Origin of the sequence: Carnobacterium gallinarum DSM 4847, from assembly GCF_000744375.1 — a bacterium.
Taxonomy (GTDB): domain Bacteria; phylum Bacillota; class Bacilli; order Lactobacillales; family Carnobacteriaceae; genus Carnobacterium; species Carnobacterium gallinarum.
The window spans coordinates 654,752-680,484 of the sequence record NZ_JQLU01000005.1; the positions used below are offsets into that span (position 1 = coordinate 654,752).

General features: G+C 36.9%; 18 protein-coding genes, 8 tRNA genes and 3 rRNA genes. 4 read left to right on the top strand and 25 right to left on the bottom strand.

The genetic code is table 11. The features are described 5' to 3' along the window. Positions 1-27 precede the first annotated feature (27 nt). A complete protein-coding gene (locus tag BR43_RS07950; protein ID WP_084679820.1) occupies positions 28-924 on the top strand; it encodes a LysR family transcriptional regulator in 897 nt (298 codons plus the stop codon). Between the two features lie 54 nt (positions 925-978). On the opposite strand, the gene BR43_RS07955 is transcribed toward BR43_RS07950, so the two are convergent. From BR43_RS07955 to BR43_RS08030, 15 genes are all read right to left on the bottom strand, one after another. Next, on the bottom strand, positions 979-1,329 hold the full coding sequence (locus BR43_RS07955) for a hypothetical protein (protein WP_034560925.1): 351 nt from the start codon (positions 1,327-1,329) through the stop codon (positions 979-981). 111 nt (positions 1,330-1,440) lie between these two features. Next, the gene (locus BR43_RS07960; protein WP_034560927.1) at positions 1,441-3,945 is read right to left on the bottom strand and encodes an ATP-dependent Clp protease ATP-binding subunit; all 2,505 of its coding nucleotides are present in this window, start codon (positions 3,943-3,945) and stop codon (positions 1,441-1,443) included. 22 nt (positions 3,946-3,967) lie between these two features. After that, on the bottom strand, positions 3,968-4,429 hold the full coding sequence (locus BR43_RS07965; protein ID WP_034560928.1) for a CtsR family transcriptional regulator: 462 nt from the start codon (positions 4,427-4,429) through the stop codon (positions 3,968-3,970). Positions 4,430-4,634: 205 nt separating this feature from the next. Then, positions 4,635-4,708: transfer RNA gene (locus BR43_RS07970), tRNA-Pro, on the bottom strand. Positions 4,709-4,746: 38 nt separating this feature from the next. Then, a tRNA-Arg gene (locus BR43_RS07975) sits at positions 4,747-4,820 on the bottom strand. Between the two features lie 4 nt (positions 4,821-4,824). Further along, positions 4,825-4,913, bottom strand: a tRNA-Leu gene (locus BR43_RS07980). A gap of 55 nt (positions 4,914-4,968) precedes the next feature. Further along, a tRNA-Gly gene (locus BR43_RS07985) sits at positions 4,969-5,040 on the bottom strand. A gap of 32 nt (positions 5,041-5,072) precedes the next feature. Continuing rightward, positions 5,073-5,148, bottom strand: a tRNA-Thr gene (locus BR43_RS07990). 12 nt (positions 5,149-5,160) lie between these two features. Next, positions 5,161-5,245, bottom strand: a tRNA-Leu gene (locus BR43_RS07995). Between the two features lie 41 nt (positions 5,246-5,286). After that, positions 5,287-5,359: transfer RNA gene (locus BR43_RS08000), tRNA-Lys, on the bottom strand. Between the two features lies 1 nt (position 5,360). Beyond that, a tRNA-Val gene (locus BR43_RS08005) sits at positions 5,361-5,436 on the bottom strand. A gap of 37 nt (positions 5,437-5,473) precedes the next feature. Next, positions 5,474-5,589, bottom strand: a 5S ribosomal RNA gene (gene rrf / locus BR43_RS08010). A 225-nt stretch (positions 5,590-5,814) separates the two neighbouring features. Then, positions 5,815-8,735 (bottom strand): 23S ribosomal RNA (locus BR43_RS08015). Between the two features lie 362 nt (positions 8,736-9,097). Further along, positions 9,098-10,652: ribosomal RNA gene (locus BR43_RS08020) — 16S ribosomal RNA — on the bottom strand. The 16S, 23S and 5S rRNA genes sit together here with 8 tRNA genes alongside, the layout of an rRNA operon. 1,007 nt (positions 10,653-11,659) lie before the next feature. After that, entirely contained in the window at positions 11,660-12,418 is a 759-nt protein-coding gene (locus BR43_RS08030) for a MurR/RpiR family transcriptional regulator (protein ID WP_034560933.1), read from the bottom strand. Positions 12,419-12,612: 194 nt separating this feature from the next. On the opposite strand from BR43_RS08030, the gene BR43_RS08035 reads away from it, so the two are divergent. Next, the gene (locus BR43_RS08035) at positions 12,613-13,992 is read left to right on the top strand and encodes a PTS sugar transporter subunit IIC (RefSeq protein WP_034560935.1); all 1,380 of its coding nucleotides are present in this window, start codon (positions 12,613-12,615) and stop codon (positions 13,990-13,992) included. Positions 13,993-14,362: 370 nt separating this feature from the next. Here BR43_RS08035 and nrdF read toward each other — a convergent pair whose 3' ends face one another. From nrdF to BR43_RS08065, 6 genes are all read right to left on the bottom strand, one after another. Continuing rightward, complete coding sequence (gene nrdF / locus BR43_RS08040; protein WP_034560936.1) at positions 14,363-15,325, bottom strand: class 1b ribonucleoside-diphosphate reductase subunit beta; 963 nt, start codon at positions 15,323-15,325, stop codon at positions 14,363-14,365. A gap of 99 nt (positions 15,326-15,424) precedes the next feature. Further along, entirely contained in the window at positions 15,425-17,599 is a 2,175-nt protein-coding gene (gene nrdE, locus BR43_RS08045; protein ID WP_034560938.1) for a class 1b ribonucleoside-diphosphate reductase subunit alpha, read from the bottom strand. Then, positions 17,586-17,957, bottom strand: coding sequence for a class Ib ribonucleoside-diphosphate reductase assembly flavoprotein NrdI (gene nrdI, locus BR43_RS08050; RefSeq protein ID WP_034560940.1), 372 nt, complete (start codon positions 17,955-17,957; stop codon positions 17,586-17,588). The genes nrdE and nrdI overlap by 14 nt, the downstream gene beginning before the upstream one ends. 1 nt (position 17,958) lies before the next feature. Then, positions 17,959-18,192 (bottom strand): glutaredoxin domain-containing protein, encoded by a 234-nt coding sequence (locus BR43_RS08055; protein WP_034560943.1) that lies wholly within the window; start codon positions 18,190-18,192, stop codon positions 17,959-17,961. Between the two features lie 297 nt (positions 18,193-18,489). Next, positions 18,490-19,353 carry a hypothetical protein gene (locus BR43_RS08060; RefSeq protein WP_034560945.1) on the bottom strand — a complete coding sequence of 288 codons (864 nt, stop codon included), beginning with the start codon at positions 19,351-19,353 and terminating at the stop codon, positions 18,490-18,492. Positions 19,354-19,437: 84 nt separating this feature from the next. Beyond that, the gene (locus BR43_RS08065; protein ID WP_034560947.1) at positions 19,438-19,992 is read right to left on the bottom strand and encodes a DUF5067 domain-containing protein; all 555 of its coding nucleotides are present in this window, start codon (positions 19,990-19,992) and stop codon (positions 19,438-19,440) included. Positions 19,993-20,207: 215 nt separating this feature from the next. Here BR43_RS08065 and BR43_RS08070 point away from each other — a divergent pair, with 215 nt between their 5' ends. After that, on the top strand, positions 20,208-20,543 hold the full coding sequence (locus tag BR43_RS08070) for a hypothetical protein (RefSeq protein ID WP_034560950.1): 336 nt from the start codon (positions 20,208-20,210) through the stop codon (positions 20,541-20,543). 40 nt (positions 20,544-20,583) lie between these two features. On the opposite strand, the gene BR43_RS19070 is transcribed toward BR43_RS08070, so the two are convergent. Beyond that, the gene (locus tag BR43_RS19070) at positions 20,584-21,915 is read right to left on the bottom strand and encodes a family 43 glycosylhydrolase (RefSeq protein ID WP_051933871.1); all 1,332 of its coding nucleotides are present in this window, start codon (positions 21,913-21,915) and stop codon (positions 20,584-20,586) included. Positions 21,916-22,022: 107 nt separating this feature from the next. On the opposite strand from BR43_RS19070, the gene BR43_RS08080 reads away from it, so the two are divergent. Continuing rightward, positions 22,023-23,159, top strand: a complete 1,137-nt coding sequence (locus BR43_RS08080; RefSeq protein WP_034560953.1) for a GntR family transcriptional regulator — start codon at positions 22,023-22,025, stop codon at positions 23,157-23,159. A gap of 50 nt (positions 23,160-23,209) precedes the next feature. Here the strand turns inward: BR43_RS08080 and BR43_RS08085 are convergent, their stop codons facing one another. From BR43_RS08085 to BR43_RS08095, 3 genes are read right to left on the bottom strand one after another with little or no spacing between them, the layout of a single operon-like run. Continuing rightward, positions 23,210-23,830: a YesL family protein gene (locus BR43_RS08085; protein ID WP_034560955.1), complete on the bottom strand. Its 621-nt coding sequence runs from the start codon at positions 23,828-23,830 to the stop codon at positions 23,210-23,212. A gap of 3 nt (positions 23,831-23,833) precedes the next feature. After that, positions 23,834-24,739 (bottom strand): carbohydrate ABC transporter permease, encoded by a 906-nt coding sequence (locus BR43_RS08090; RefSeq protein WP_211252918.1) that lies wholly within the window; start codon positions 24,737-24,739, stop codon positions 23,834-23,836. Then, positions 24,733-25,668, bottom strand: a complete 936-nt coding sequence (locus BR43_RS08095; RefSeq protein ID WP_034560958.1) for an ABC transporter permease — start codon at positions 25,666-25,668, stop codon at positions 24,733-24,735. The genes BR43_RS08090 and BR43_RS08095 overlap by 7 nt, the downstream gene beginning before the upstream one ends. Between the last annotated feature and the right edge of the window lie 65 nt (positions 25,669-25,733).

A 25,733-nucleotide genomic window follows, 5' to 3' on the forward strand; every position in this document is an offset into this window, starting at 1 on the left:
CGAATTTTTTCGAGAAAAAGGTGAGTCATGATTAATATTGTTAAGTTAAAAGCTTTTTGCACCTTAGCCGAACTAAAAAAAGCCAACCTCGTTGCTAAAGAACTAAGCATTTCTCCCTCAACCGTTTCCTTCCACATTCATTCATTAGAAAAAGAATTCAAAACTCAATTATTTTATCGTCAGTCTGGACATTATCTCCTAACCGAAACAGGAAAAGGAGTGTACCATTATGTAAAACAAATTATTAATTTACAAACAAATTTACAGCAATTTATCGAAAATAAACGAGAAGGAAAAGTAGGATCTATTAGAATTGGCGTCAGTAATGTAGCAACCTACTTGTACCTTCCCTATCTACTAGATTCCTTTGCAACCCGTTATCCAAACATTCGCATCTCAGTGACTGTTCAAACTTCTCCTAAAATTGAAGAGCTAATTCAAAATCAACAACTCGATTATGGCATTATCATGGAAACTAAAAATCACTCAAAAGAAATAATTTATGAAACCTTAGGAACAGATCAATTAGTTCTCGTATATGGTACTAATCATCCATTTGCCAAAGAAAAAGCGATTCAAAAATTAACCATCGTGAATCAAAAAATTCTCTTTCATGCTACTGAAAGTTCAACAAAATCCCTCGTTGAACGCTGGTTAACCTACCGTGCAGCTGATTTAAATGTGATTGAACTGGATTCATTATCAACAATAAAAAAACTACTAACCTTCGGCAAAAATGTGGCCTTTATCTCAAAATCATTGATAGAAGATGAAGTCATAGCAGGAACCTTATTTTATCAAGAATTTGAAGATATTGAACTTGAACGTCAAATCTATTTTATTTATCATCGAGAACAATTTGAAGATATTCATCGAACGTATTTTAAACAACTTGTATTGGACAATTGTATAGCTAAAGAATAAACATAAAAAAATGCCTCTAAAATGAAATTCATTTTAGAGGCATTTTGCTTTTAATTACCTATCAAATTTTTCTTTAACGGTTTCTTTGTATCCATGAATAGTATCTTTAAACTCATCTGCGGCATCCTTTAGGTTATCCCCATAAACATTAATGCGGCCTTTTAAAGTATTTACTTTATCCACAATTTGCAATAAGTTCGTAATTTCATCATCGGATAAATGATCTACAACATCTAATGCATCATTGTTGCCATTCAACTTATCTTTGATAAAATCTTTAGCACGTTTACGGTTCATGTAGCTCTCAATTTTCTTAACAGCCTTTTCCGATGATGAAACAATAATTGTTCCCACCACTACAGTTGCACCTAAACCAATTAATAAACCTTTAGTTGTATTTTTCATAGTATCTTCACGTTCCCCTCAAATTAGAATACTTATACTTATTTATAGTACCATAGTTTAAAAAAATCCGATAGTGAAAGCGTCTAACCTTAGTCAATCTGTTAGCGAATTTTATTTTACAGAAACTGTTTCATTTTTTGTAGTAGTTTTAGTCTTCTTTTTCTCTTCTTTCACTTGAATCCGAATTTTTCCTTTAGCTGCGCCAATTGTAACTTGATCTCCAATTTTTACAGTTCCATTTAATAATTCTTCACTTAAACGGTCTTCAATTTCTTTTTGTAAAGCACGGCGTAATGGACGTGCACCGTATTCAGGATCAAATCCAGCTTTTGAAATCACTTCAATTGCTGCTGGCGTGATTTTTACATGAATATCTAAATCGCCTAAACGTTTAATAACCACGTTGGCCATCAATTTAACAATCTCATTTAATTCATCTTTTTCAAGACTTTGGAAAACGATTGTTTCATCAATTCTATTGATAAATTCAGGTCTAAAAGCAAGTTTTAATTCTTCAAGAATTCGTTTTTCCATAGCTTTATGATCTTTCTTCTTATCCTTCGTGCTAAACCCTACTGATTTTTCATCCCGTAAAGCAGTTGCACCTAAATTAGACGTCATAATTAAAATTGTGTTCTTAAAGTCAACTTTACGTCCCTTAGCATCCGTTAAATGACCATCATCTAGAACTTGCAATAAAATATTAAAGACATCTGGATGGGCTTTTTCAACTTCATCTAGTAATACAACTGAATAAGGTTTTTGACGAATCTTCTCAGTTAATTGACCACCTTCGTCGTATCCAACATATCCAGGAGGTGAACCAATTAAACGACTTGTACTATATTTTTCCATAAACTCAGACATATCTACGCGAATTAAAGCTTCTTCATTACCAAACATAGCTTCTGCTAAAGCTTTGGCTAACTCAGTTTTTCCGACACCAGTTGGTCCTAAGAACATAAATGAACCAATTGGGCGATTAGGATCTTTCAATCCACTTCTTGCACGTCTCATCGCTCTAGAAACAGCGCTAACTGCTTCCTCTTGTCCAACAACTCGACCATGTAAAACTTTTTCTAATTTCAACAATCGTTCACTTTCTTTTTGTTCCATTTGTTGAACAGGAATTCCTGTCCATAATGAAACAACTTCTGCAACATCTGATTCAGTTACTTGCAATTTTGTACTAGACTGCTGCTTGCCTTCTTTTGCAATTAACGTTTCGATTTTTTTCTTCTGACGCATTTCTTTTGTCCGAATCATCGCAGCCTTTTCAAAATCTTGCATTTGAATAGCTACTTCTTTTTCATTTACCAATTGATCCAATTCCGCAACTGCCACAGCGACTGGCGTCGGTTTATCAGAAACATCTAAACGAACTTTAGCTGCTGACTCATCAATCAAATCAATCGCTTTATCTGGCAACTGACGAGATGTAATATAACGAGTCGAAAATTTAACAGCTGCAGAAATTGCTTCATCTGTGATTTCCACACCATGGTGATCTTCGTAGCGTGAACGCAGACCTAACAAAATCTCTTCAGCTTCTTCAGGAGAAGGTTCATCAACAGAAATCGGAGCAAATCGTCTTTCCAATGCAGCATCTTTTTCTATATATTTTTGGTATTCATCTAATGTTGTTGCACCAATTGTTTGCAATTCACCACGAGCTAAGGCTGGTTTTAGAATATTAGACGCATCAATTGCCCCTTCTGCTCCACCTGCCCCAATCAAGGTATGCAGCTCATCAATAAATAAGATAACCTGTCCATCTTGATAAATTTCTTCAATGACTTTTTTCATACGATCTTCAAACTCACCACGATACTTGGTACCGGCAACCATTGATCCCATATCTAGCATCATCAAACGTTTTTTAGCCATATCTTTAGGCACTTCACCATTAACAATCTTCTGAGCTAATCCTTCCGCAATTGCTGTTTTACCTACACCAGGTTCACCAACCAAAACAGGATTATTTTTCGTTCTACGACTTAATACTTGAATTAAACGATGAACTTCTTTATGACGTCCCACAACTGGATCCATTTTTCCTTCTTTTGCTAAAGCTGTTAAGTCACGTGCTAAAGAATCTAAAGTAGGCGTGCCACCAGTCGCTTGTTTAGGAGCCTGACGACCACGTCTTGCACCTTTCGTATTATTAACATCTGATACACCAATTTTTTTCAATAGAAGTTGGCGTGTTTTATTTAAACTAACATCTAAATTACTTAAGATTTTAGAAGAAAGAATTTCCTCTTCTCTTAACAAACCTAATAATAAATGTTCCGTTCCAACCAAAGGAGCGCCTAATCGTCTGGCTTCGTCTGTTGCAAAAGTAATCACTTGTTTTGCTCTTGGTGAATAAGGCAATAATGCATTCTTTGGTATATTTTTCATTGTTCCATATCCAGTAAAATGTTCAATTTCTTCACGAACATCTTGTTCATTAACTGCAAATTGACGTAATGTTTTTCCTGCCATACCTTCTTGTTCTACCACTAAAGCCAATAAAATATGTTCGGTACCAACGGAATGGTGACGAAAGTTTTTTGCTTCTTCTTGTGCTAAAATTAAGACTACTTTGGCTTTTTCAGTGAATAGTTCATCCATAATATTGCCTCCATTTTATGTTTTATTCGTACCTTAGATTATTTAAAAAAGCTATTAAAATTTGGGCACGTAGATGGTCTTCTAATTTTTCAGTAACAGATAAAACTGGTTTTTCCATTGCTGAGAGCATTAATGTTGCCTCTCGCTTTGTTAACATATCCTCACCATATAACTGCTGAACAATTGAATATGCATCTTTTTGTGAAATTTTATCACCAATAATTTGAATCATTGTATCAAGCATTTCTGCCTTATCTAATAATTTTACTTTAATAATTCTGATATAACCGCCACCACCACGTTTACTTTCAACTAAATAGCCTTGTTGTACAGTAAAGCGAGTATTAATTACATAATTAATTTGAGATGGCACACAATTAAATTGATTCGCCATTTCACTTCGTCTAATTTCAATCTGTTCATGAGCATTTAAAACTTGCTTCAAGTAATCTTCAATAATATCAGACATATTTTGATTTTGCATGAGTCTCCTCCTTTAAAATTTTTTATTAGGTTTTGACTAATACTGACTTTAATTATACGAGAAAATTGTTAATTTGAAAAGCAAGTCTACTTATTTCTTTCAATTTTTTATGAAAAGCTGTTACAAACTAATGATCATTCACCATTAATATATAAAAAAGCTTTAACTCAATATTGAGTTAAAGCTTTCCAGTTTATTCATTTTATCGGGAAGACAGGATTCGAACCTGCGACCCCTTGGTCCCAAACCAAGTGCTCTACCAAGCTGAGCTACTTCCCGTTTGAAAATATCACTTTAAATTAGAAAATTTAAAGCTATGCACCCAAGAGGAGTCGAACCTCTAACCGCTTGATTCGTAGTCAAGTACTCTATCCAGTTGAGCTATGGGTGCTATATGGTGCCGAGGGCCGGAATCGAACCGGCACGGTGATCACTCACCGCAGGATTTTAAGTCCTGTGCGTCTGCCAGTTCCGCCACCCCGGCATGGAATGTGGATCAGATTTCTTAAAAATCTGGGCAAACTAGAAATATTCTAGTAAGCGAAAGACGGGGTTCGAACCCGCGACCCCCACCTTGGCAAGGTGATGTTCTACCACTGAACTACTTTCGCATGGTTATTTTGTTTAATTTATTTTAAAAAAATGGTGCCGGCTAAAGGAGTTGAACCCTCGACCCTCTGATTACAAATCAGATGCTCTACCAACTGAGCTAAGCCGGCTAAAAATTTTAATGGTGCGGGTGAAGGGACTTGAACCCCCACGTCTTGCGACGCTAGATCCTAAATCTAGTGCGTCTGCCAATTCCGCCACACCCGCAAATATGGCAGTTAACTGCTCATTTTAAAAATGAATAGTTATGAGACATGCTGGGCTCGAACCAGCGACCCTCTGATTAAAAGTCAGATGCTCTACCAACTGAGCTAATGTCTCATGGTGGGGGTTAACGGGTTCGAACCGCTGACCCTCTGCTTGTAAGGCAGATGCTCTCCCAGCTGAGCTAAACCCCCAAAATAAATGGTTTTTATAAATAAATGAATCAATCTCGCGTGGCAACGTCCTACCCTCACAGGGGGAAACCCCCAACTACTCTCGGCGCTGAAAAGCTTAACTGCTGTGTTCGGCATGGGAACAGGTGTATCCTTCTCGCTATCGCCACCACACTTTTTTTCCGCCAACTTACGTTGCGACTCTTCGGCTGTTTCCTTCACTTTGCTTCTCATGTACATTAGTACATTCCGATGCTCGCTCAGTTACATCCTCGATTCACTTGCAATTTGTTGAAAAAATGCTTTACTGATTCATTATTTAATTGAAAGAAATTGTTCTCTCAAAACTGGTACTGTATTAAAGTAAGTTGTTCTGTTGCCTTCTTCACCGTTTCTTTCTTGGTTAAGTCCTCGACCGATTAGTATTGGTCCGCTCCATACATCGCTGTACTTCCACTTCCAACCTATCTACCTGATCATCTCTCAGGGGTCTTACTTGCCGAAGCAATGGGAAATCTCATCTCGAGGGGGGCTTCACGCTTAGATGCTTTCAGCGTTTATCCCTTCCACACATAGCTACCCAGCGATGCTCCTGGCGGAACAACTGGTACACCAGCGGTGTGTCCATCCCGGTCCTCTCGTACTAAGGACAGCTCCTCTCAAATTTCCTGCGCCCGCGACGGATAGGGACCGAACTGTCTCACGACGTTCTGAACCCAGCTCGCGTACCGCTTTAATGGGCGAACAGCCCAACCCTTGGGACCGACTACAGCCCCAGGATGCGATGAGCCGACATCGAGGTGCCAAACCTCCCCGTCGATGTGGACTCTTGGGGGAGATAAGCCTGTTATCCCCAGGGTAGCTTTTATCCGTTGAGCGATGGCCCTTCCATGCGGAACCACCGGATCACTAAGCCCGACTTTCGTCCCTGCTCGACTTGTAGGTCTCGCAGTCAAGCTCCCTTCTGCCTTTACACTCTACGAATGATTTCCAACCATTCTGAGGGAACCTTTGGGCGCCTCCGTTACTCTTTAGGAGGCGACCGCCCCAGTCAAACTGCCCGTCTGACACTGTCTCCCGCCACGATCAGTGGCGAGGGTTAGAGTGGTCATACAGCAAGGGTAGTATCCCACCAATGCCTCCATCAAAACTGGCGTCCTGATTTCTATGGCTCCTACCTATCCTGTACAAGCTGTACAAACACTCAATATCAAACTGCAGTAAAGCTCCATGGGGTCTTTCCGTCCTGTCGCGGGTAACCTGCATCTTCACAGGTACTATAATTTCACCGAGTCTCTCGTTGAGACAGTGCCCAGATCGTTACGCCTTTCGTGCGGGTCGGAACTTACCCGACAAGGAATTTCGCTACCTTAGGACCGTTATAGTTACGGCCGCCGTTTACTGGGGCTTCAATTCTGAGCTTCGCCGAAGCTAACCCATCCTCTTAACCTTCCAGCACCGGGCAGGCGTCAGCCCCTATACGTCATCTTACGATTTTGCAGAGACCTGTGTTTTTGATAAACAGTCGCCTGGGCCTATTCACTGCGGCTGACCAATTGGTCAGCACCCCTTCTCCCGAAGTTACGGGGTCATTTTGCCGAGTTCCTTAACGAGAGTTCTCTCGCACACCTTAGGATACTCTCCTCGACTACCTGTGTCGGTTTGCGGTACGGGCAATTTCTTTCTAACTAGAAGCTTTTCTTGGCAGTGTGACATCAGAAACTTCGGTACTTAAATTTCCCTCCCCATCACAACTTGTCCTTATAGTCGCAAGCATTTAACTCACGTCAAGACTTGTTGCTTAGACGCGCATATCCATCAGCGCGCTTTTCTTAGCCTACTGCGTCCCTCCATTGTTCAAACAAAAGAAACTGGTACAGGAATATCAACCTGTTGTCCATCGCCTACGCCTATCGGCCTCGGCTTAGGTCCCGACTAACCCTGGGAGGACGAGCCTTCCCCAGGAAACCTTAGTCATACGGTGGACGGGATTCTCACCCGTCTTTCGCTACTCATACCGGCATTCTCACTTCTAAGCGCTCCACCAGTCCTCACGGTCTAGCTTCGACGCCCTTAGAACGCTCTCCTACCATAGAACCAATGGTTCTATCCACAGCTTCGGTGTACTATTTAGCCCCGGTAAATTTTCGGCGCAGGGTCACTCGACTAGTGAGCTATTACGCACTCTTTAAATGATGGCTGCTTCTGAGCCAACATCCTAGTTGTCTAAGCAACCCCACATCCTTTTCCACTTAATAGTAACTTTGGGACCTTAGCTGGTGGTCTGGGCTGTTTCCCTTTCGACTACGGATCTTATCACTCGCAGTCTGACTCCCGGATATAAATCAATGGCATTCGGAGTTTATCTGAATTCGGTAACCCTAGAAGGGCCCCTAGTCCAAACAGTGGCTCTACCTCCATGATTCTTAATTCCGAGGCTAGCCCTAAAGCTATTTCGGAGAGAACCAGCTATCTCCAAGTTCGATTGGAATTTCTCCGCTACCCACACCTCATCCCCGCATTTTTCAACATACGTGGGTTCGGTCCTCCAGTGCGTATTACCGCACCTTCAACCTGGACATGGGTAGGTCACTTGGTTTCGGGTCTACGACCACATACTCATTCGCCCTATTCAGACTCGCTTTCGCTACGGCTCCGTCTTCTCAACTTAACCTCGCATGTAATCGTAACTCGCCGGTTCATTCTACAAAAGGCACGCTATCACCCATTAACGGGCTCTAACTATTTGTAAGCACACGGTTTCAGGTACTCTTTCACTCCCCTTCCGGGGTTCTTTTCACCTTTCCCTCACGGTACTGGTTCACTATCGGTCACTAAGGAGTATTTAGCCTTGCGGGATGGTCCCCGCGGATTCCGACGGAATTTCTCGTGTTCCGCCGTACTCAGGATACACAACAGAGTGAACTTTGTTTCAAATACGGGGCTTTTACCCTCTTCGGCAGACCTTTCCAGGTCATTTCTTCTACAAAACTCATTTATGACTCTTAATGTCGTGTCCTACAACCCCAACAAGCAAGCTTGTTGGTTTGGGCTCTTCCCGTTTCGCTCGCCGCTACTCAGGGAATCGAATTTTCTTTCTCTTCCTGCAGGTACTTAGATGTTTCAGTTCTCTGCGTCTACCTCTACTAGCCTATGTATTCAGCTAGCAGTAACATTCTATAAAAAATGCTGGGTTCCCCCATTCGGAAATCTTTGGATCAAAGCTTACTTACAGCTCCCCAAAGCATATCGGAGTTAGTCCCGTCCTTCATCGGCTCTTAGTGCCAAGGCATCCACCGTGCGCCCTTATTAACTTAACCTTATTTGTTGGTACTGCTTCAGTCTTCATCGTCTTGTTCCTTCATTCACTTCTGACGTACGTTAGTACGCTTCGAGGCTCATTGCAGTTCAATCCTAAAATTCTGTTGCATTCCTGCACAAATAGTTTGTGTGGAAGGTTTTATTGCTAAAACAATCCTGTTAGTTAATGTTTATTCATTATCTTACGATAAGAACTAATTAAAAAACTCATTTAAAACGCGGTGTTTCTCGGTTTCTTACTTAACTTACTTTTTTAATACAGTATCCAGTTTTCAAAGAACAAGTTTCTATCTTGAGAAGTTAGACCTCTCAAAACTGAACAAAATAAAGACGAATGTGTTGGGTTCCGTTAATTCCTTAGAAAGGAGGTGATCCAGCCGCACCTTCCGATACGGCTACCTTGTTACGACTTCACCCCAATTATCTATCCCACCTTAGACGGCTGGCTCCTAAAAGGTTACCTCACCGGCTTCGGGTGTTACAAACTCTCGTGGTGTGACGGGCGGTGTGTACAAGACCCGGGAACGTATTCACCGCGGCGTTCTGATCCGCGATTACTAGCGATTCCGGCTTCATGTAGGCGAGTTGCAGCCTACAATCCGAACTGAGAATGGCTTTAAGAGATTAGCTTGGCCTCGCGACCTTGCGACTCGTTGTACCATCCATTGTAGCACGTGTGTAGCCCAGGTCATAAGGGGCATGATGATTTGACGTCATCCCCACCTTCCTCCGGTTTGTCACCGGCAGTCTTGCTAGAGTGCCCAACTGAATGCTGGCAACTAACAATAAGGGTTGCGCTCGTTGCGGGACTTAACCCAACATCTCACGACACGAGCTGACGACAACCATGCACCACCTGTCACTTTGTCCCCGAAGGGAAAGTTCTGTCTCCAGAATGGTCAAAGGATGTCAAGACCTGGTAAGGTTCTTCGCGTTGCTTCGAATTAAACCACATGCTCCACCGCTTGTGCGGGTCCCCGTCAATTCCTTTGAGTTTCAACCTTGCGGTCGTACTCCCCAGGCGGAGTGCTTAATGCGTTAGCTGCAGCACTGAAGGGCGGAAACCCTCCAACACTTAGCACTCATCGTTTACGGCGTGGACTACCAGGGTATCTAATCCTGTTTGCTCCCCACGCTTTCGAGCCTCAGCGTCAGTTACAGACCAGAGAGTCGCCTTCGCCACTGGTGTTCCTCCACATATCTACGCATTTCACCGCTACACGTGGAATTCCACTCTCCTCTTCTGCACTCAAGTTCTCCAGTTTCCAATGACCCTCCCCGGTTGAGCCGGGGGCTTTCACATCAGACTTAAAGAACCGCCTGCGCTCGCTTTACGCCCAATAAATCCGGACAACGCTTGCCACCTACGTATTACCGCGGCTGCTGGCACGTAGTTAGCCGTGGCTTTCTGGTTAAATACCGTCAGGGGATGAGCAGTTACTCTCATCCTTATTCTTCTTTAACAACAGAGTTTTACGATCCGAAAACCTTCTTCACTCACGCGGCGTTGCTCCGTCAGACTTTCGTCCATTGCGGAAGATTCCCTACTGCTGCCTCCCGTAGGAGTCTGGGCCGTGTCTCAGTCCCAGTGTGGCCGATCACCCTCTCAGGTCGGCTACGTATCATTGCCTTGGTGAGCCATTACCTCACCAACTAGCTAATACGCCGCGGGTCCATCCATAAGTGGTAGCCGAAGCCACCTTTCCTTCAAAAATCATGCGATTCCTGAAACTATGCGGTATTAGCATCCGTTTCCGAATGTTATCCCCCTCTTATGGGCAGGTTACCCACGTGTTACTCACCCGTCCGCCACTCACTTGGTTAGAAAGCAAGCTTTCCAACTTCGTGCGTTCGACTTGCATGTATTAGGCACGCCGCCAGCGTTCGTCCTGAGCCAGGATCAAACTCTCATATAAAAGTATGATTAAGACCGAAGTCTTATGCTCATTATTTTGACTTGCTAGCGAATATTTATTCACTTTTTTGTTTGTTCGCTTCAACCTTGTTGAAGCTCCCTACACATTTGGTTCGTCTTACTTTGTTCAGTTTTCAAAGGTCTAATTTGTTTCGTTTGTCGTTTTGACAACTTCTAAATATTAACACATGGTCAATTCGTTGTCAACAACTTTTTTAAATTTCTTTTTCTTCAAAACGTTGTGACGTCTTGAGGACATGTACTAATATACCAAGTATCATAGGTTTCGTCAACACTTTTTTACTATTTTTTTACTTTTTTATATAAATGTGAACATTAGTGTTTACCTACTACCAAATACTCTTATCCACAGTCATAAAGAACGAACTTTAAATGACTAACTCCCATTATCATTCGTTTAAAATATACAAACTAATTTCTATTTACAAGAAATTAGTTTGTATATTTTCCTATATTCTCCATTTTTATTCATATTTTTTTAAATTCAATGTATATTTTTCTATATATTTTTTAAAAATGACGTGTTAATAGATATATTTGCTCTATTTCCCAGAATTTTTTGGCTACCTAACATCCATAAAAAAATAGATTAATGAACTTATAGGCTTTTTTGAATTCTAAACAGGACTTATATCATGCACTTTTTTGAATACTAATTGTATTTTTGATAAAATAAAAAACCTTCCATAATGAAAGGCTTCCTTCTTACTTTCTTTGGCTAAGGTAATTTAGAACAATAATAATTGTAAATAAAATAGCTATAACTAGTAATCCAATTAAACAGATATCAATAAGAATCGAGTTTGTATTTCTATTGAGAAAGAACAATAGAAGGAATAAAATAATCAATGTTGAATACACTGAACTCATAATACTAAAAATTTTCTTTTGATCCATATTTTTCATTCTTGATGACACTCCTTTACGTCTAATGCTATCACAAGCATACCGTAATCTTATTTTGATAGCAACTGAAACCCTACTTATTTACTGAATGATATCTTTTAGATTTAATTGCTTCCGCATTTCTTTCCCAACTAGCTCAATTGTATATAAGGCTGGTAGTTGGGAGGTAATATTTGCTTCTTGAAACTGTTCTTTATTTATATAGTAGGAAATGTTAGCATCTGACAATCGAGCTATTGTTGATTTGGCACTATTAGTAATAGAGACAATTTTTGTTTTTTGCAATTTTAAATGATGGATATTTTTGATAATCTCTTGATTTTCCCCATCTACTGAAACAATAAATAAGCATAGCTTTTTAGATACTTGATCCGACATGTAGTACAAAGGATGGTTTGCCAGGTCATCAATGTGAATAGATAGTAAAAATAAAGATGAAAAATATAAGGAACCGTATTCTGCCATCAATTTAGATGCACCTATTCCTATAAAGATGACTAATTCTGATTCTGCTAATATATCTACAACTTCTTGAACTGATTTTTTAAATTCAGATTGGGCTGTTCGATTTAAAAAATCAATATAGGTCGTTTCGTCAGTTGTATCAATTGGAATCGGTTTTTGATTTTTACGGAACATTCTTAGCTTTATCCGAAATTCAGCAAACCCTTGGCATTCAAATTTGCGACAGAAGCGCAATACTGTGGTGGTGCTATAGTGAACTTCATCAGCTAAATCTCGTATTCGCATAAAAATGACCTTATCTATGTTATCAGTAATATAATGGTATATTTCCATTTCTGTATCGTTTAATTCCACTTGTTCCTCAAGAAATAACATCTGACATCCTCCTTAACTTCCAGCATTAGTTTAACATGTAACCCTACGTCACGTAAAGGTAACGCTTTCCTTCCATAGTAATTAAATTCTTTATTGAGTAAAACCCTATTAAACTAATTCTTCATTATTTATAATAAATATTAAGTGAAGCGCTTTACTTAGAGAGTTACTTAACTACTAGAGGAGGAGAAAGAATGCAAGGTTTAATGTTTTGGATGGAGAAACACCTGATTCCGATTGCAGCTAAGATTGGAAATGAAAAACATCTAGTTGCATTACGGGATGGTTTTATTGGAACAATGCCTGCAACTATGGCTGGTTCAATTGCGGTCTTATTAAATGCTTTTTTAAGAGATTTTCCAACAACATGGGGCTTTACTGGTTTTGTAAAAACAATGCAACCCATCATTGATATTAATGGGTATGTTTGGTTAGGGTCACTAGCAATTGTAGCCGTCATTTTCTCAGTTGCTTTTGGTTATAATTTAGCAAAAGTTTATCATGTCGATCCACTTTCAGGTGGGGTTGTTGCTTTAGCTGCCTTTTTTATGGGGCTAACTCAAAGTGCTGTAGCAAATTTAACTTTGTCTGAAAAAATACCTACTACTATGATTCATTTAATTGAAGAAGCTGGTGGAAGTGTTACAAATGGGGATACAATTGTTTCTAGCGCTTGGGGCTTTTTTAATTTTGATCTGCACATGGGTGGCTCTGGTTTATTTTCAGCTATTATCTTTGGTTTCATTTCCGTTATCATTTTCTCGAAATTAATGTTAGCAAACATTACCATTAAGATGCCTGATTCTGTTCCACCAGCTGTATCAAAAGCATTTGCAGCAATTATTCCAGCTTGTGTAGCTCTTTATACTTGTGGATTAATCAATTATGGTTTTGCAAAAGCAACTGGGCTGCCTATGATTGATTGGATTACAGCTACCATCCAAGAACCACTTTTGAATCTTTCTCAAGGTTTTGGCGCGGTTTTATTAATTGTTTTTCTGATTCATCTACTTTGGTTCTTTGGAATTCATGGTGACAATGTTATGGCTCCGGTTCTTTCAACTATCTGGGGCAATGCTATGAACCAAAATATGAATGCTTTTCAAAATGGTCAAGCGATTCCCTACAAATGGGTTCAAGGAACCTTCCAAGCTTTCATTATGCCAGGTGGTTCTGGTGCTACGTTAATGTTAATTGTAGCTATTTTTCTCTTTTCTAAACGATCAGATTCTAAGACTGTTGCCAAATTAGGTATCGGACCTGGGATTTTTAATATTAATGAGCCCATTATGTTTGGGATGCCGATTGTTTTAAATCCCCTTTATATGATTCCGATGATTCTAGCACCATGTGTCATGGCTGGCGTTGCATACTTTGCTACAATGAATGACCTTGTTTCACCGGTAGTTGTTAGTGTAATCTGGGTTATGCCACCTGTTATCAATGCTTTCCTAGCCACAGGTGGTGACTGGCGTTCTATTGTACTTTCACTTATAAATATCGTCATCGCGTTAATTATTTGGACACCTTTTGTAATTGCTGCCAACAAGGTGAAGTTAGATGATGTTGACTAATAAATAGAACAAAAGCTAATCAATCACATTTGCGGTTGATTAGCTTTTTTGTTTAAGTTTTACATTCTTTGTCGGATTTATTTTTTGCTAATTTAAATTTTACCATTTGATTCATAAAGTCAGATTTAAAACTGCCTCAAACGCTCACTTCATAAATGCTATTGTCCTTAGCTAAATTCATATACTACTCTAATTAAATCTTGTATATCCAAACATTGACTCTCTTCCGCTCGTAATTTTAGCTGAATATATTCCTTTAAACTTTCTAAAAACTCTTTCTTTGCCATAATTAAGTTCCCCAATATGTAAAAAAAGCAATGATGTTTCTTCTATAATAAAATATAGAACAACATCATCACTTTTCAAATTTTTAGATTACATCGTAGTCGCTTTGTTGCATTGGTTCTACTTCACCAAGTAAATAACCATTCCCAACTTGTGAGAAGAAATCATGGTTACTTGTTCCAGCAGAAATTCCGTTCATCACAATTGGATTTACATCTTCAGCAGTATCAGGGAATAAGCTTGCCATCCCTAGATTCATTAATGCTTTATTTCCATTGTAACGCAGGAAGACTTTAACTTCCTCAGTCCAACCAACTGTATCATATAGCAATTCTGTATATTTGACTTCATTTTCATAAAGTTTATATAGTAATTCGTAGATCCAACCTTGTAACGCTTTTTGCTCTTCCTCAGGCAATTCATTGAAACCTAATTGGAACTTATAACCAATATACGTACCATGGACAGATTCATCACGGATAATTAGTTTGATGATTTCAGCTACGTTAGGTAATTTGTTAATACCTAAATAGTATAAGGGCGTATAGAATCCTGAGTAAAATAAGAACGTTTCTAAAAAGACACTTGCTACTTTCTTTTGTAAAGGTGTCCCTGTTTGATAAATCCCATTAATCATTTTCGCTTTTTCTTGTAAAAATGGGTTTGAATTTGTCCAACTAAAAATTTCTTCAATTTCTCTAGGTGTGTTTAATGTACTAAAGATAGAAGAATAACTTTTAGCATGCACTGATTCCATGAATTGAATATTATTTAAGACGGCTTCTTCGTGTGGAGAACGAACGTCCTCACGAATAGCAGATATTCCATCTTGTGATTGCAATGTATCTAATAAAGTTAATCCACCAAATACACGTTCTACTAAAGTTTTTTCAATACTTGAAAGATTGCGCCAATCGTCTAAGTCATTAGAAATCGGAATTCGTGTATCTAACCAAAATTGTTCAGTTAATTTTTCCCATGTTTTTTTATCAATAATATCTTCAAAGCTATTCCAATTTATGGCAGCATACTGCTCTGATTCAGTCATAGTTTAAAATCCCTTCTTATCTGGAAAAACAGCTCTGAATTTAAACTTACTTAACTTCAGACTATTCTTCATTTAATTATTTCATATACATTTTAGAGTTTAAATTGAGCAACTTTCACAGGCATTGCTACCAATTTCTTCCGTATCATCGGTAAATGTACGAATATAATAAATTGATTTACAACCTTTATGATACGCATAGTTACGTAAAATACTTAAATCGCGGGTTGTTTGTTTTTCAGTCGTTTTTTTCCATTCATATAATCCTTCTGGAATTGTTGAACGCATGAATAATGTTAAACTCATACCTTGATCGATATGTTGTTGCGCCGCTGCATATACATCAATCACCTTACGCATATCCATATCGTATGCAGACTTATAGTAAGGCATTGTATCATCTGATAAGAATGGTGCTGGATAATAAGTTTTACCAGTTTTCTTCTCTTGACGTTCTTCAATTCTTTGAGTGATCGGATGCAAGCTTGCACTTGTTTCATTTACATATGAAATCGAACCATTAGGCGCTACAGCTAAACGATTTTGATTATATAAACCAAATTCTTTTACATCAGCACGTAGCTTTTCCCAGTCTTCTTGGGTTGGGATAAAAATTCCAGCAAATAATTCTTTGACTTTATCTGATTGCGGTGCCCAAGCTTTTTCAATATATTTCTCGAAATATTCACCCGTTGCATATTTAGATTCTTCAAAATTAACAAAGGTTTCATTACGTTCTTTGGCGATGTTATTACTTTCCACCAATGTCCAATAATTTAGTAATAAGAAATAAATATCAATAAATTCGACTGATTCTGGTGCTCCATAATGAACATGATTAACAGCTAGATAGGTATGCAATCCCATTGCACCTAACCCAATTGTATGCCCTTGATCATTTCCTTTTTTAATTGATGGAACAACATCAATATCTGAACTATCTGTAATAAAGGTTAAGGCCCGTGTCATCGTTCTAACTGAACGCCCAAAATCTGGTGAAGCCATTAGATTTACAATATTACTAGAACCCAAGTTACAACTAATATCCGTACCAATCTCGTCATAGCTCTGATCATCGTTAATTACTGATGGTTGTTGCACTTGTAGGATTTCTGAACAAAGATTGCTCATTAAAATCTTTCCTTTGACTGGGTTGCTACGGTTAGCAGCATCAATATTAATAATATAAGGATATCCTGATTCTTGTTGTAATTTGCTGATTTCGATTTCTAAATCACGAGCTTTAATTTTTGATTTTTTAATTTCAGGATTATTGACCATCTCATCATATTTTTCAGTAATATCAATATAAGAAAACGGTTCGCCGTAAATACGTTCAACATCGTATGGGCTAAATAAATACATATAGTCATCATTTTTAGCCAATTCGTAGAATTTATCTGGTACAACTAAACCTAAAGATAAGGTTTTTACACGTACTTTTTCATCGGCATTTTCTTTTTTAGTTGCTAAGAAAGCTACTACGTCTGGGTGAAAAACGCTTAAATAAACTGCTCCCGCACCTTGACGTTGACCTAATTGATTACTGTATGAAAAACTATCCTCTAACAATTTCATAACAGGAACAACACCACTTGCTGCGCCCTCGTATCCTTTAATGGGATCACCAGCAGCACGTAAATTAGAAAGAGAAATTCCAACTCCGCCACCGATTCTTGAAAGTTGTAACGCACTATTAATACCGCGTCCAATACTATTCATATCGTCCGTTAGTTGTAGTAAGAAACATGAAACCAATTCACCACGACGTTTTCTACCTGCATTCAAAAAGGATGGTGTTGCTGGTTGATAACGTTGGGTAATCATTTCTTCAGCCAAGTTGATTGCTAATTCTTCATTTCCATCGGCAAAATATAGCGCATTAAAAGCAATTCGATCTTCATAACGTTCAAGATAGCGTTGATTGTCATTGGTTTTTAAGGCATATTGTGTATAAAATTTATGCGCTCCCATGAATGAACGGAAACGGAATTTATGATCGTAGGTTTTTTGAAATAATTTCTTGATAAAATCAAATGAATACTTATTGATAAACTCTTCTTCAATGTAGTCATTTTCTAATAAATAATCCAATTTTTCTCTCAATGTATGAAAGAAAACCGTATTTGGGTTTACATGTTCTAAAAAGTAAGCACGAGCGGCTTCTCTATCTTTGTGCAATTGAATTTTTCCATCAACAGGAATATTCAATTGGTTGTTTAGCTTGAAATAGCTGGGATTATTTTGCTCTTTAGGTATTTTAGTTATGTTCAATATTATCAACCTCTTTCTTAAAATGACTGACATCAAGATCTGTTCCGCTAAATTCAAATTCAATTAACATCGGAACGTTATACTTTTTCGCTAAATCCCTTGCTGTAAAAACAAATAAATCGGCAAAATTGCGATTTCCTCCTCCAGCGACTCCTTTAAGATGGGAGAGGTTATCACTATATTCAATAAAATCGTTCATTAATTCAGTAACTTCGATGTCATAAGTAGGGGCCACCACAACAAAATCCTCTTCAATTCGATAAAAAGGATTTGTTTCAGTGACCTCATAACTATCTAAGTTTAATTTATTAACAAAACGTCTAGTTTGTCCAGTTAAAGAAAAATACACAACTTTCATGTTAAATTGCTTTCAGCTCTTTCAAACGTTCTGGTTGGAAGCCAACAATTGGCTCAATACCATCCACCATTACCACAGGGACACTCATAAACCCTAAATCTTTTAAGTAATTTAAATGTGTCTCATCTTCCATAATATTCTTTTCATGAAATTCTATCTCTTCGTTCTTTAATAAGAACTTAGTCATATCACATTGTGGACAATTTGGTTTACTATATAAGTGGATTTTACTCATTTTAACTTCCTCCATTTGTTTAAATACATTTTTAATTTGGTGACAAGATTCATTATAAGTCATCATCCGAACAAACACAACATATAGACTCGATTATGAGAAAAATAAAAAAAAGCACTATATATAGGTGCAGATAATTAACTACTGAAAATTAATTATAGCTGATTAGCAATCACAAAAGCAACCTATTCGCCTTTAATTTTGTAACTTTTTGACTTGACTTTTCCAGGTTCTTTTTGATGGTTGAGTTAATGCTATTCTTAATCATAAAATTAAAATAATTCAGTTCAACTTGTTTTATTGAATACTCATAAATTCTTTATCTTGAACAGAAATATGTGGCTGATCTCCTTGATCAATTAAACTATAAATATTTCCTTCAACATCTGTATTTGCTGCAATTTCATTTGGCAATGTATCGGGAGCAATCAAGATGCATCGCTCATATTTCTGCCCACTTGTTGAAATATAGCTGAAATCAAAGCTGGATAATTTAATGGTTGGATGAGGTTCTTTAGAATCTAGGACTTTTATCCGAACACGATTCATTATATATTCCTTTCCTGATGGAGGAGGTTTATTAAATTGATTCTCTGCTACTAGCAAATCCCAACAATCTGCTCCGCGAGTCGTTGTTAAGACTGTCACTTCTAGCTTAGCTGCAAAAAAAGTCATTGTAGCTAAATCTAAGAAGGTTGTTGGAAATTCTACGGTTTTATTGAAAGGATGTAGGACTTGTGCCACTTCTGTATCAGCCTCCTTAGTAGGCTCTGCTACTGCCTTCAGTGGACTTTCTACTGTATCTAGGATTGTTATTATTTTAGCTGAAGAAATTTTTTCAGGTGTTTTTGCTTGTAGTCTATTAGCAAAGAAAGCCAAGCTAATAACCACTACTGCTATTCCTAATATGTAAACTGTTAATTGAAGCCAAGCTAATTTCTTGATTAATTGATTTTGTTTTCTGTTCCAAATTATTCTCTTTTTTCTTGAATTTTCTTTTTCCTTTGAAGTCATTTGATGAAGTCTAGCAGCTCTTTTAAGTTTTATCTTTTTTCTTTTTATGGTACTTAATTCGTTTTTAGTTTGGATAATTTGCCAAACAACCCTCACAATCAAACTAATCATACTCACCAAAATAATACTGACAAGTCCGTCTAACATCTATTAGTTCCTCCTTTCTTTGACTCAATTCATACCAAATTAAAAAGTACTTTTCACAAAAAAGGAAAAGTACTTTTCTTACTTTTATAGTCGATTAGAATCTCCCGTAATTTCTTTTTCAATATTAAGTTCAATTGTTCCGCCATACTCTTCATCACTATCATAGTATTCAAGTTCAACATTATGTTTATTATTACGTAGTTTAAATGTTGTTGCAGCTTTGATACTGCCTCCTGATTCAACGACCTCAAAAGCATTATCGAATAGAGTTTCATTCTCATCATATGCTTTTCCAGATAAATCTGCTTCGTACAAAGTATCATCGCCATCTTGAATATTACTTTCTTGGTAGGCATCCATATAAATATCATAAGGCATTACATCGTCATCATCTGTTTTATTGTTAAAATCATAATAGACAATAATAGCAGGTAAATCTTCAGTATCTTTTACAATTTTATAGCCTGTTACTTGAATACCGTAATCACTTGTTGCAACACTTTCGGTAACTGGATAAAGTTTATCATAAGTAAAGTCTTTATTACTATCACGAATTTCTTTTTGGGGTGCACCACAGCTTGCCAATAAAAAAAAGAAAAAAAACAAGCCAACTAATTTTAATGCTTTCCATTTCATCATATCTTTCTTCCTCCAATAATCCATCTCTTAAAAATCCCTCTAATCTTTAAAAACAATCGTTACTTACTTAGTATACCATAATTTACTTTTATTAAAGTTGTCTCTTTGACAAATTTTGACTTTTTATTCTTCTCTTCTATCACCAGTCTTTTCAGTTGTTTTAAATTTGATTATGTTATACTTGATTTCACCACTAAAAAGGAGTGAATGTACTTATGTTTTATTCTATTTGTTTGATTGTAACAATTATGAGTGCTGTAGTTAGCTTTGGCTTTTCAGTTCGCGCTTGCCTAGGTATCAAAGAACAAAACGAAACTGCGTTAATTAATGCATTCTACGCCTTGTCTAGAAGTTTTTCTATTTTATTAATCGCTTTAGGGCTAGTGATTTTTCCATCAATAGTTTATTTAATTATCGTTTCTTCATTAATGATTGGAATTCAAATTAGTGACAGTTTAATCGGAATGAAAATCAGCTTATTTAAAACTATTGGGCCTTTACTAACAGCACTTGTAAACTCAGTTGCATTAGTTCTGGCTTTAATTGCATAAAAGAACGAATAAGCAAAAAACTTATTCGTTCTTTTTCATATTAATTAGTTTGATAATTTTCTACTGAAATAGCCTCTAAGCTTAGCTCCCCATTTCCACCTGTCAATTCAATACTATTAACCTTACCTGGTTTTAATTTTACAGTGACATTCGCATATCCATCAAAAGTTTGCAGTGAACCAGTAAACACAAGATTAATTAATGTCGTCCATTCTCCGTTAATCACTAAATTTAATTTAGCTAATTTTTCTGGCGTCCCATAATAAATGCCTAGATTCACATTGCCTCCTTCAAACCCCTCGATATTTTCAAAAGTAACCGTCGACTTAGTCGAAATAAAGTTTTGTAAACATTCCTGATTGAATGCAGCCTCTTCCAAAATAAGTTTTGCTTCAATTAGATTCTTTGCTTCATTTGCTGGGTAGATGACTAATGGCTTTTCTACCTTTTCACCTGTTACTGGTAAACCACTACGTCCATTTCGTGTTTGCACTACTAAATTCATAGTCCCATCTTCATTAAATTCAATTGGATCCCAACAGATTGATCTTAAAATGCCTGCATTAGATAAGTCATCTGAATGGTAAAACGCATACCAATTACCTTTGTACTCCACAACTGAGCCATGGCTTGTTTCGCAATTTGTTGGAGCTAAATAAATTCCTTTATGCTCCCAAGGTCCTAAAGGATTTTCACTAATCGCATAACGTAAATGGTTGTTGCCATGATGATTATCTGAATAAGTTAGGTAATATAATCCATTTCTTTTAAATACCCAAGCAGCTTCATGAAAATCAACTAACCCTCTCATCTCATGCATTTTTGTCTTAAGTGAAAGCATGTCGTCACTTAACTCGCCACCTTCGCAATGACCACCACCACCATAATAGAGATACGCACGTCCGTCATCATCAACAAATACTGCTGGATCAATCATAGCAAATCCACCTAAACCTTCTATATAACCTGCATCTTTAAAATTTTCTATCGGACTATCACTAACTGCAATCCCAATTTTCCATGATGCATTCCAATCTTCTTCACTTGGATGAGGGAAATAAAAATAATATTTGCCATTTTTGTAAGCACAATCGGGCGCCCACATAAAACCACCAGAGTCACGTCCCCAACTAACCTCACTAGAATTTAAAATCTCACCTTCATCACGCCAATTCACCATATCTTCTGTTGAAAAAACATGATAGTAATCCATTTTATCGCATCCTTGTGGCGGATCCATATCTCTTGATGGATAAACATATAACCGACCATCTGGCCAAACATGCGCTGATGGATCAGCTGTAAAAATACTTTGAATAAATGGATTACATGAATAGTTTCGAGTACGTCTCGCTGTTAACTTTTTATACATTTCTATTCCTTCTCTCTTAAATAAATAATGGGTGAAAACCGTTTGCATTGTATTTGTCTTATTTGTTATAATAAATTAGAAATTAATTAGTTATTGGAGGTATCTTTATGGAACCAAAAAAACCTATTTATCTGCGTATGAGTCAAGAATTACAAGAAAAAATTGAACAAGGCATCTATAAACCTGGCGATCAGTTGCCAACTGAGAGTGAATTAACTGAAACCTTTAGTGTTAGCCGAGTAACTGCACGGAAAAGTCTCGACACTTTAGTTCAAGCAAATCTTATTGAACGTATTCCTGGTAGAGGCACCTTTGTTTTAGATACTGCTGAAGAGGAACGATTGAAGAACCAATTTGCAAAAGATAATGAAAAAGTGATTGGAGTTATTCTTCCAGCTACTTCTCCTTGTTTTGGCACACAATTAATTTATGAAATTAGTCGGGCCTTGCAAAAAGAAAATATGCATTTGATTTATACTGGAACAGAAGACAATCAATTTTTAGAAGCAAAGGCGATTCACGATAGTATGCAATTGCCTTTAGATGGCTTACTTATTTGGCCTGCTCCAGGTGAATTTATTAGCAATGAGATCATTAAACTGGTAATTGCTGATTTTCCAGTAATCCTCTTAGATCGTTACATTCAGGATACAAAATCAAATTCCGTTACAACTGACAATCCGTTAGCTACTAAACTTGCCTTGGATCATTTACTAGAACTCAATCATAAAAAAATTGCGATTGCTTCTAGAAAGTCTTCCCACGATACATCTATTCGTGATCGTTTACTGACTGCACAGTTTCATCTAACGAATCAAGATCAAACAATTAATTGCTACTCAGGTACATTACTGATTCCTAAAGTAGATTATCGCAATCCTACCGAAGTAGCTATTCATGTGACTGAATTCAAGCCACAACTTGAAAAATTTTTGAAAGAAAATCCAACAACTTCAGCCTTTTTTGTAACAGAATATTATCCAGCTACCTTCTTATATGTTTGCTTAACCGAATTGGGATACAATGTTCCTAATGACTTTTCAATTGTCTGCTTTGACTCTCCACTTCTCTATTTAGAGCCGACTTTACGCTTTACCCATATTAAGCAAAATGAAGCTGAGCTAGCTCAAAAAAGTGTGGATTTATTAAAAGAAGTACTTGCTGAACCCGATTCTAAAACAAACTTCTTAGTTGAACCTGACTTAGTCATAGGCGATACAACGACTCCATTTAAAGAAAAATAAGGGATAATCAATCTTTTCTGTTTACTGTTAAAGTAATTAGAAAGGATTTTTTATTGTCCATTTTTAGTAAATATTTGAAGTTGGAGAAATCTACGATCCATAATTTTACTAATGAGTACTACTTGTCCAGATATATATATCGGCAAAATCCAGAGTGGCACATACATAACGGTGACATACATCCCGCCTAGCATTAACGTTAACAAGAACAGCTCAATCGGACTAGTTAAGACAAAGATATACGTTTGTAAGAAATAACGAACTTTAGGTAAATCAAAATGTAAATAAATGGGAATGAACATCAATAATGCGATCACTGAAAAATAAATCACAACAATTAGCAAATACTTTATAACTAATGAAAAAATGTCCCTTTGAGTGATAACTAATTGATAATCAAACCATAAAAATAATCCTAATAAACTAATCATTCCACTTAGCAGATTAGCCTGCTTAAATTCACGATAATAATTTTGAAAGAATGCTTTTGACAAAACTAACGGGGATTGAAATAATGATAAATCCTGTTCTTTATAGATAGAAAATAAACTCACACTAGCAGGCGCGATTCCAAACAGAATTCCACCTAACAAACAACCTATTAACCACAAAAAATTCAGCGCGATTAAATTCAAATAAAAACATGAGAATTGATATAATTTTGTTGTCATTTTTTACCCCTTCACAGAACCCATCATGATTCCTTTTTCAAAATATTTAGCCGTAATTGGATAAATAACAAAAATTGGCAAACTAGCAATCACAATTACAGCATATTTAATTGCTTCTTTTGATTGGCTAATTTGATCCATGGTATTGCTGGTAATCAATTGATTGTTATTTGCCAACGTTTGGCTCTGAATTAAAATTTCCCGTAAAATCAATTGGAGTGGAAACATGGAGCGGTCTGATAGATAAATCATTGCATCAAAATAACTATTCCATCTACCTAAACCATAAAACATCGTCATGACAGCAATAATTGGAGTCGACAATGGCAGAACAATTTTTAATACCAATTGCAAGTCCGTTGCCCCGTCTAAAAACGCACTTTCCTCAAGTTCTGTTGGAATATTTTGCTGGAAATAGGTTCTCATAATAATTAAATTATAGACACTAATCGCACCAGGTATAATCATGACCCAAATCGTATCCACAATTCCCAAGGATTGATTTAATAAATAAGTTGGAATTAATCCCCCTGAAAAGAACATTGTAAACGTAAAGAAAAAGGTTATTTTTCCTCTGCCTTTTAATTCCTTACGTGAAAGTGGATAGGCCGCCATCGTAGTCATGACTAAATTCAAAATAGTTCCCAACACGGTATAAATAATTGAATTTTTCATTCCTATCCAGATTTCTTTATTTTCAAAAATCATTTTATAACCATCTAAATTCCAACCTCTCGGCCATAATAATAAAGGTGTTTCAAAAATCTTCCTAGGATTACTAAAAGAAGCACTAACAACAAACCATAGAGGATATAGCAAAATCAATGTCACGATAATCAATAAGAAGATGTTAATTAAATTAAAAATTTTCTCACTAGTAGGTTCTTGCATTTTTGACTTTTTCACCATAAACTTGTTTCCCCCACTCTTTTAGCAAAATAATTAACTAAAACCAACACAGAAAAATTGATAATATTATTAAATAAACCAATGGCAGTTGAAAAACTAAAATCTGCTCCAATTACCCCAGCTTTGTACACATAGGTTGAAATAACTTCAGATACTGGCAAATTCATATCATTTTGCATTAATAAAATCTTTTCAAATCCAACTCCTAAAATTCCTCCAGTAGCTAAAATTGTATTAATTACAATCGTTGGCATAATCGCCGGAATTGTAATATGTCGAATTGCTTGCAACTTACTAGCGCCATCTAGATGGGCTGCTTCATACTGATCTTGTGAAATCCCAGACATTGCTGCCGTATAAATCAAAGTTCCCCAACCAACACTTTGCCAAATTCCCGACCACACATAAATATGTGGAAAAATTTTAGTGGACCCCATAAAATCAATTGGCTTCTGACCAAAAAATGCTAAAATCGTGTTGAAAACACCATCGACTGGCGAGGTGAAAAATAAAACCATCCCAATAACGACAACGACTGAGATAAAATTTGGAATATAAGAAATCGTTTGAACGGTAGATTTAAAATAACGATTCTTTAGTTCATTAAACATCAATGCTAATATAATAGGAAACGGAATCCCTACCAACAAACTATAGATACTCAATCTTAATGTATTCCCAATAATTTCTCCGAAAAAATAAGAATCGAAAAATCGTTGAAAATTCTCCATCCCCACCCAAGGACTATTAAAAATACCAATTGCTGGTGAATAATTTTTAAAAGCAATAATTACTCCGTACATAGGTCCATAACACCAAATCAGAAAATAAACAACTGGTGGTACTAACATAATATAAAGCCATTTATGCTGCGAAAAATGTTGTCTTCTAGCTTTTTTACTATTCTTCATATGAAAAGATTCTTGCATCTTGGCTATCCCCTTTTTCAAAAGTTGTGATGCACGATGATTAGAATCGTGCATCACAATCATTC

Bases quoted from the DNA above. Each gene is read 5' to 3' on its own strand.
- nrdF (WP_034560936.1), bottom strand. From the start codon at position 15,325: ATGACTGAATCAGAGCAGTATGCTGCCATAAATTGGAATAGCTTTGAA.
- BR43_RS07965 (WP_034560928.1), bottom strand. From the start codon at position 4,429: ATGCAAAATCAAAATATGTCTGATATTATTGAAGATTACTTGAAGCAA.
- BR43_RS08055 (WP_034560943.1), bottom strand. From the start codon at position 18,192: ATGAGTAAAATCCACTTATATAGTAAACCAAATTGTCCACAATGTGAT.
- BR43_RS08035 (WP_034560935.1), top strand. From the start codon at position 12,613: ATGCAAGGTTTAATGTTTTGGATGGAGAAACACCTGATTCCGATTGCA.
- BR43_RS08080 (WP_034560953.1), top strand. From the start codon at position 22,023: ATGGAACCAAAAAAACCTATTTATCTGCGTATGAGTCAAGAATTACAA.
- BR43_RS08090 (WP_211252918.1), bottom strand. From the start codon at position 24,739: ATGGTGAAAAAGTCAAAAATGCAAGAACCTACTAGTGAGAAAATTTTT.
- BR43_RS19070 (WP_051933871.1), bottom strand. From the start codon at position 21,915: ATGTATAAAAAGTTAACAGCGAGACGTACTCGAAACTATTCATGTAAT.
- BR43_RS07955 (WP_034560925.1), bottom strand. From the start codon at position 1,329: ATGAAAAATACAACTAAAGGTTTATTAATTGGTTTAGGTGCAACTGTA.
- BR43_RS08030 (WP_034560933.1), bottom strand. From the start codon at position 12,418: ATGTTATTTCTTGAGGAACAAGTGGAATTAAACGATACAGAAATGGAA.
- BR43_RS08065 (WP_034560947.1), bottom strand. From the start codon at position 19,992: ATGATGAAATGGAAAGCATTAAAATTAGTTGGCTTGTTTTTTTTCTTT.
- BR43_RS07950 (WP_084679820.1), top strand. From the start codon at position 28: ATGATTAATATTGTTAAGTTAAAAGCTTTTTGCACCTTAGCCGAACTA.
- BR43_RS08060 (WP_034560945.1), bottom strand. From the start codon at position 19,353: ATGTTAGACGGACTTGTCAGTATTATTTTGGTGAGTATGATTAGTTTG.
- BR43_RS08085 (WP_034560955.1), bottom strand. From the start codon at position 23,830: ATGACAACAAAATTATATCAATTCTCATGTTTTTATTTGAATTTAATC.
- BR43_RS08095 (WP_034560958.1), bottom strand. From the start codon at position 25,668: ATGCAAGAATCTTTTCATATGAAGAATAGTAAAAAAGCTAGAAGACAA.
- BR43_RS07960 (WP_034560927.1), bottom strand. From the start codon at position 3,945: ATGGATGAACTATTCACTGAAAAAGCCAAAGTAGTCTTAATTTTAGCA.
- BR43_RS08070 (WP_034560950.1), top strand. From the start codon at position 20,208: ATGTTTTATTCTATTTGTTTGATTGTAACAATTATGAGTGCTGTAGTT.
- nrdI (WP_034560940.1), bottom strand. From the start codon at position 17,957: ATGAAAGTTGTGTATTTTTCTTTAACTGGACAAACTAGACGTTTTGTT.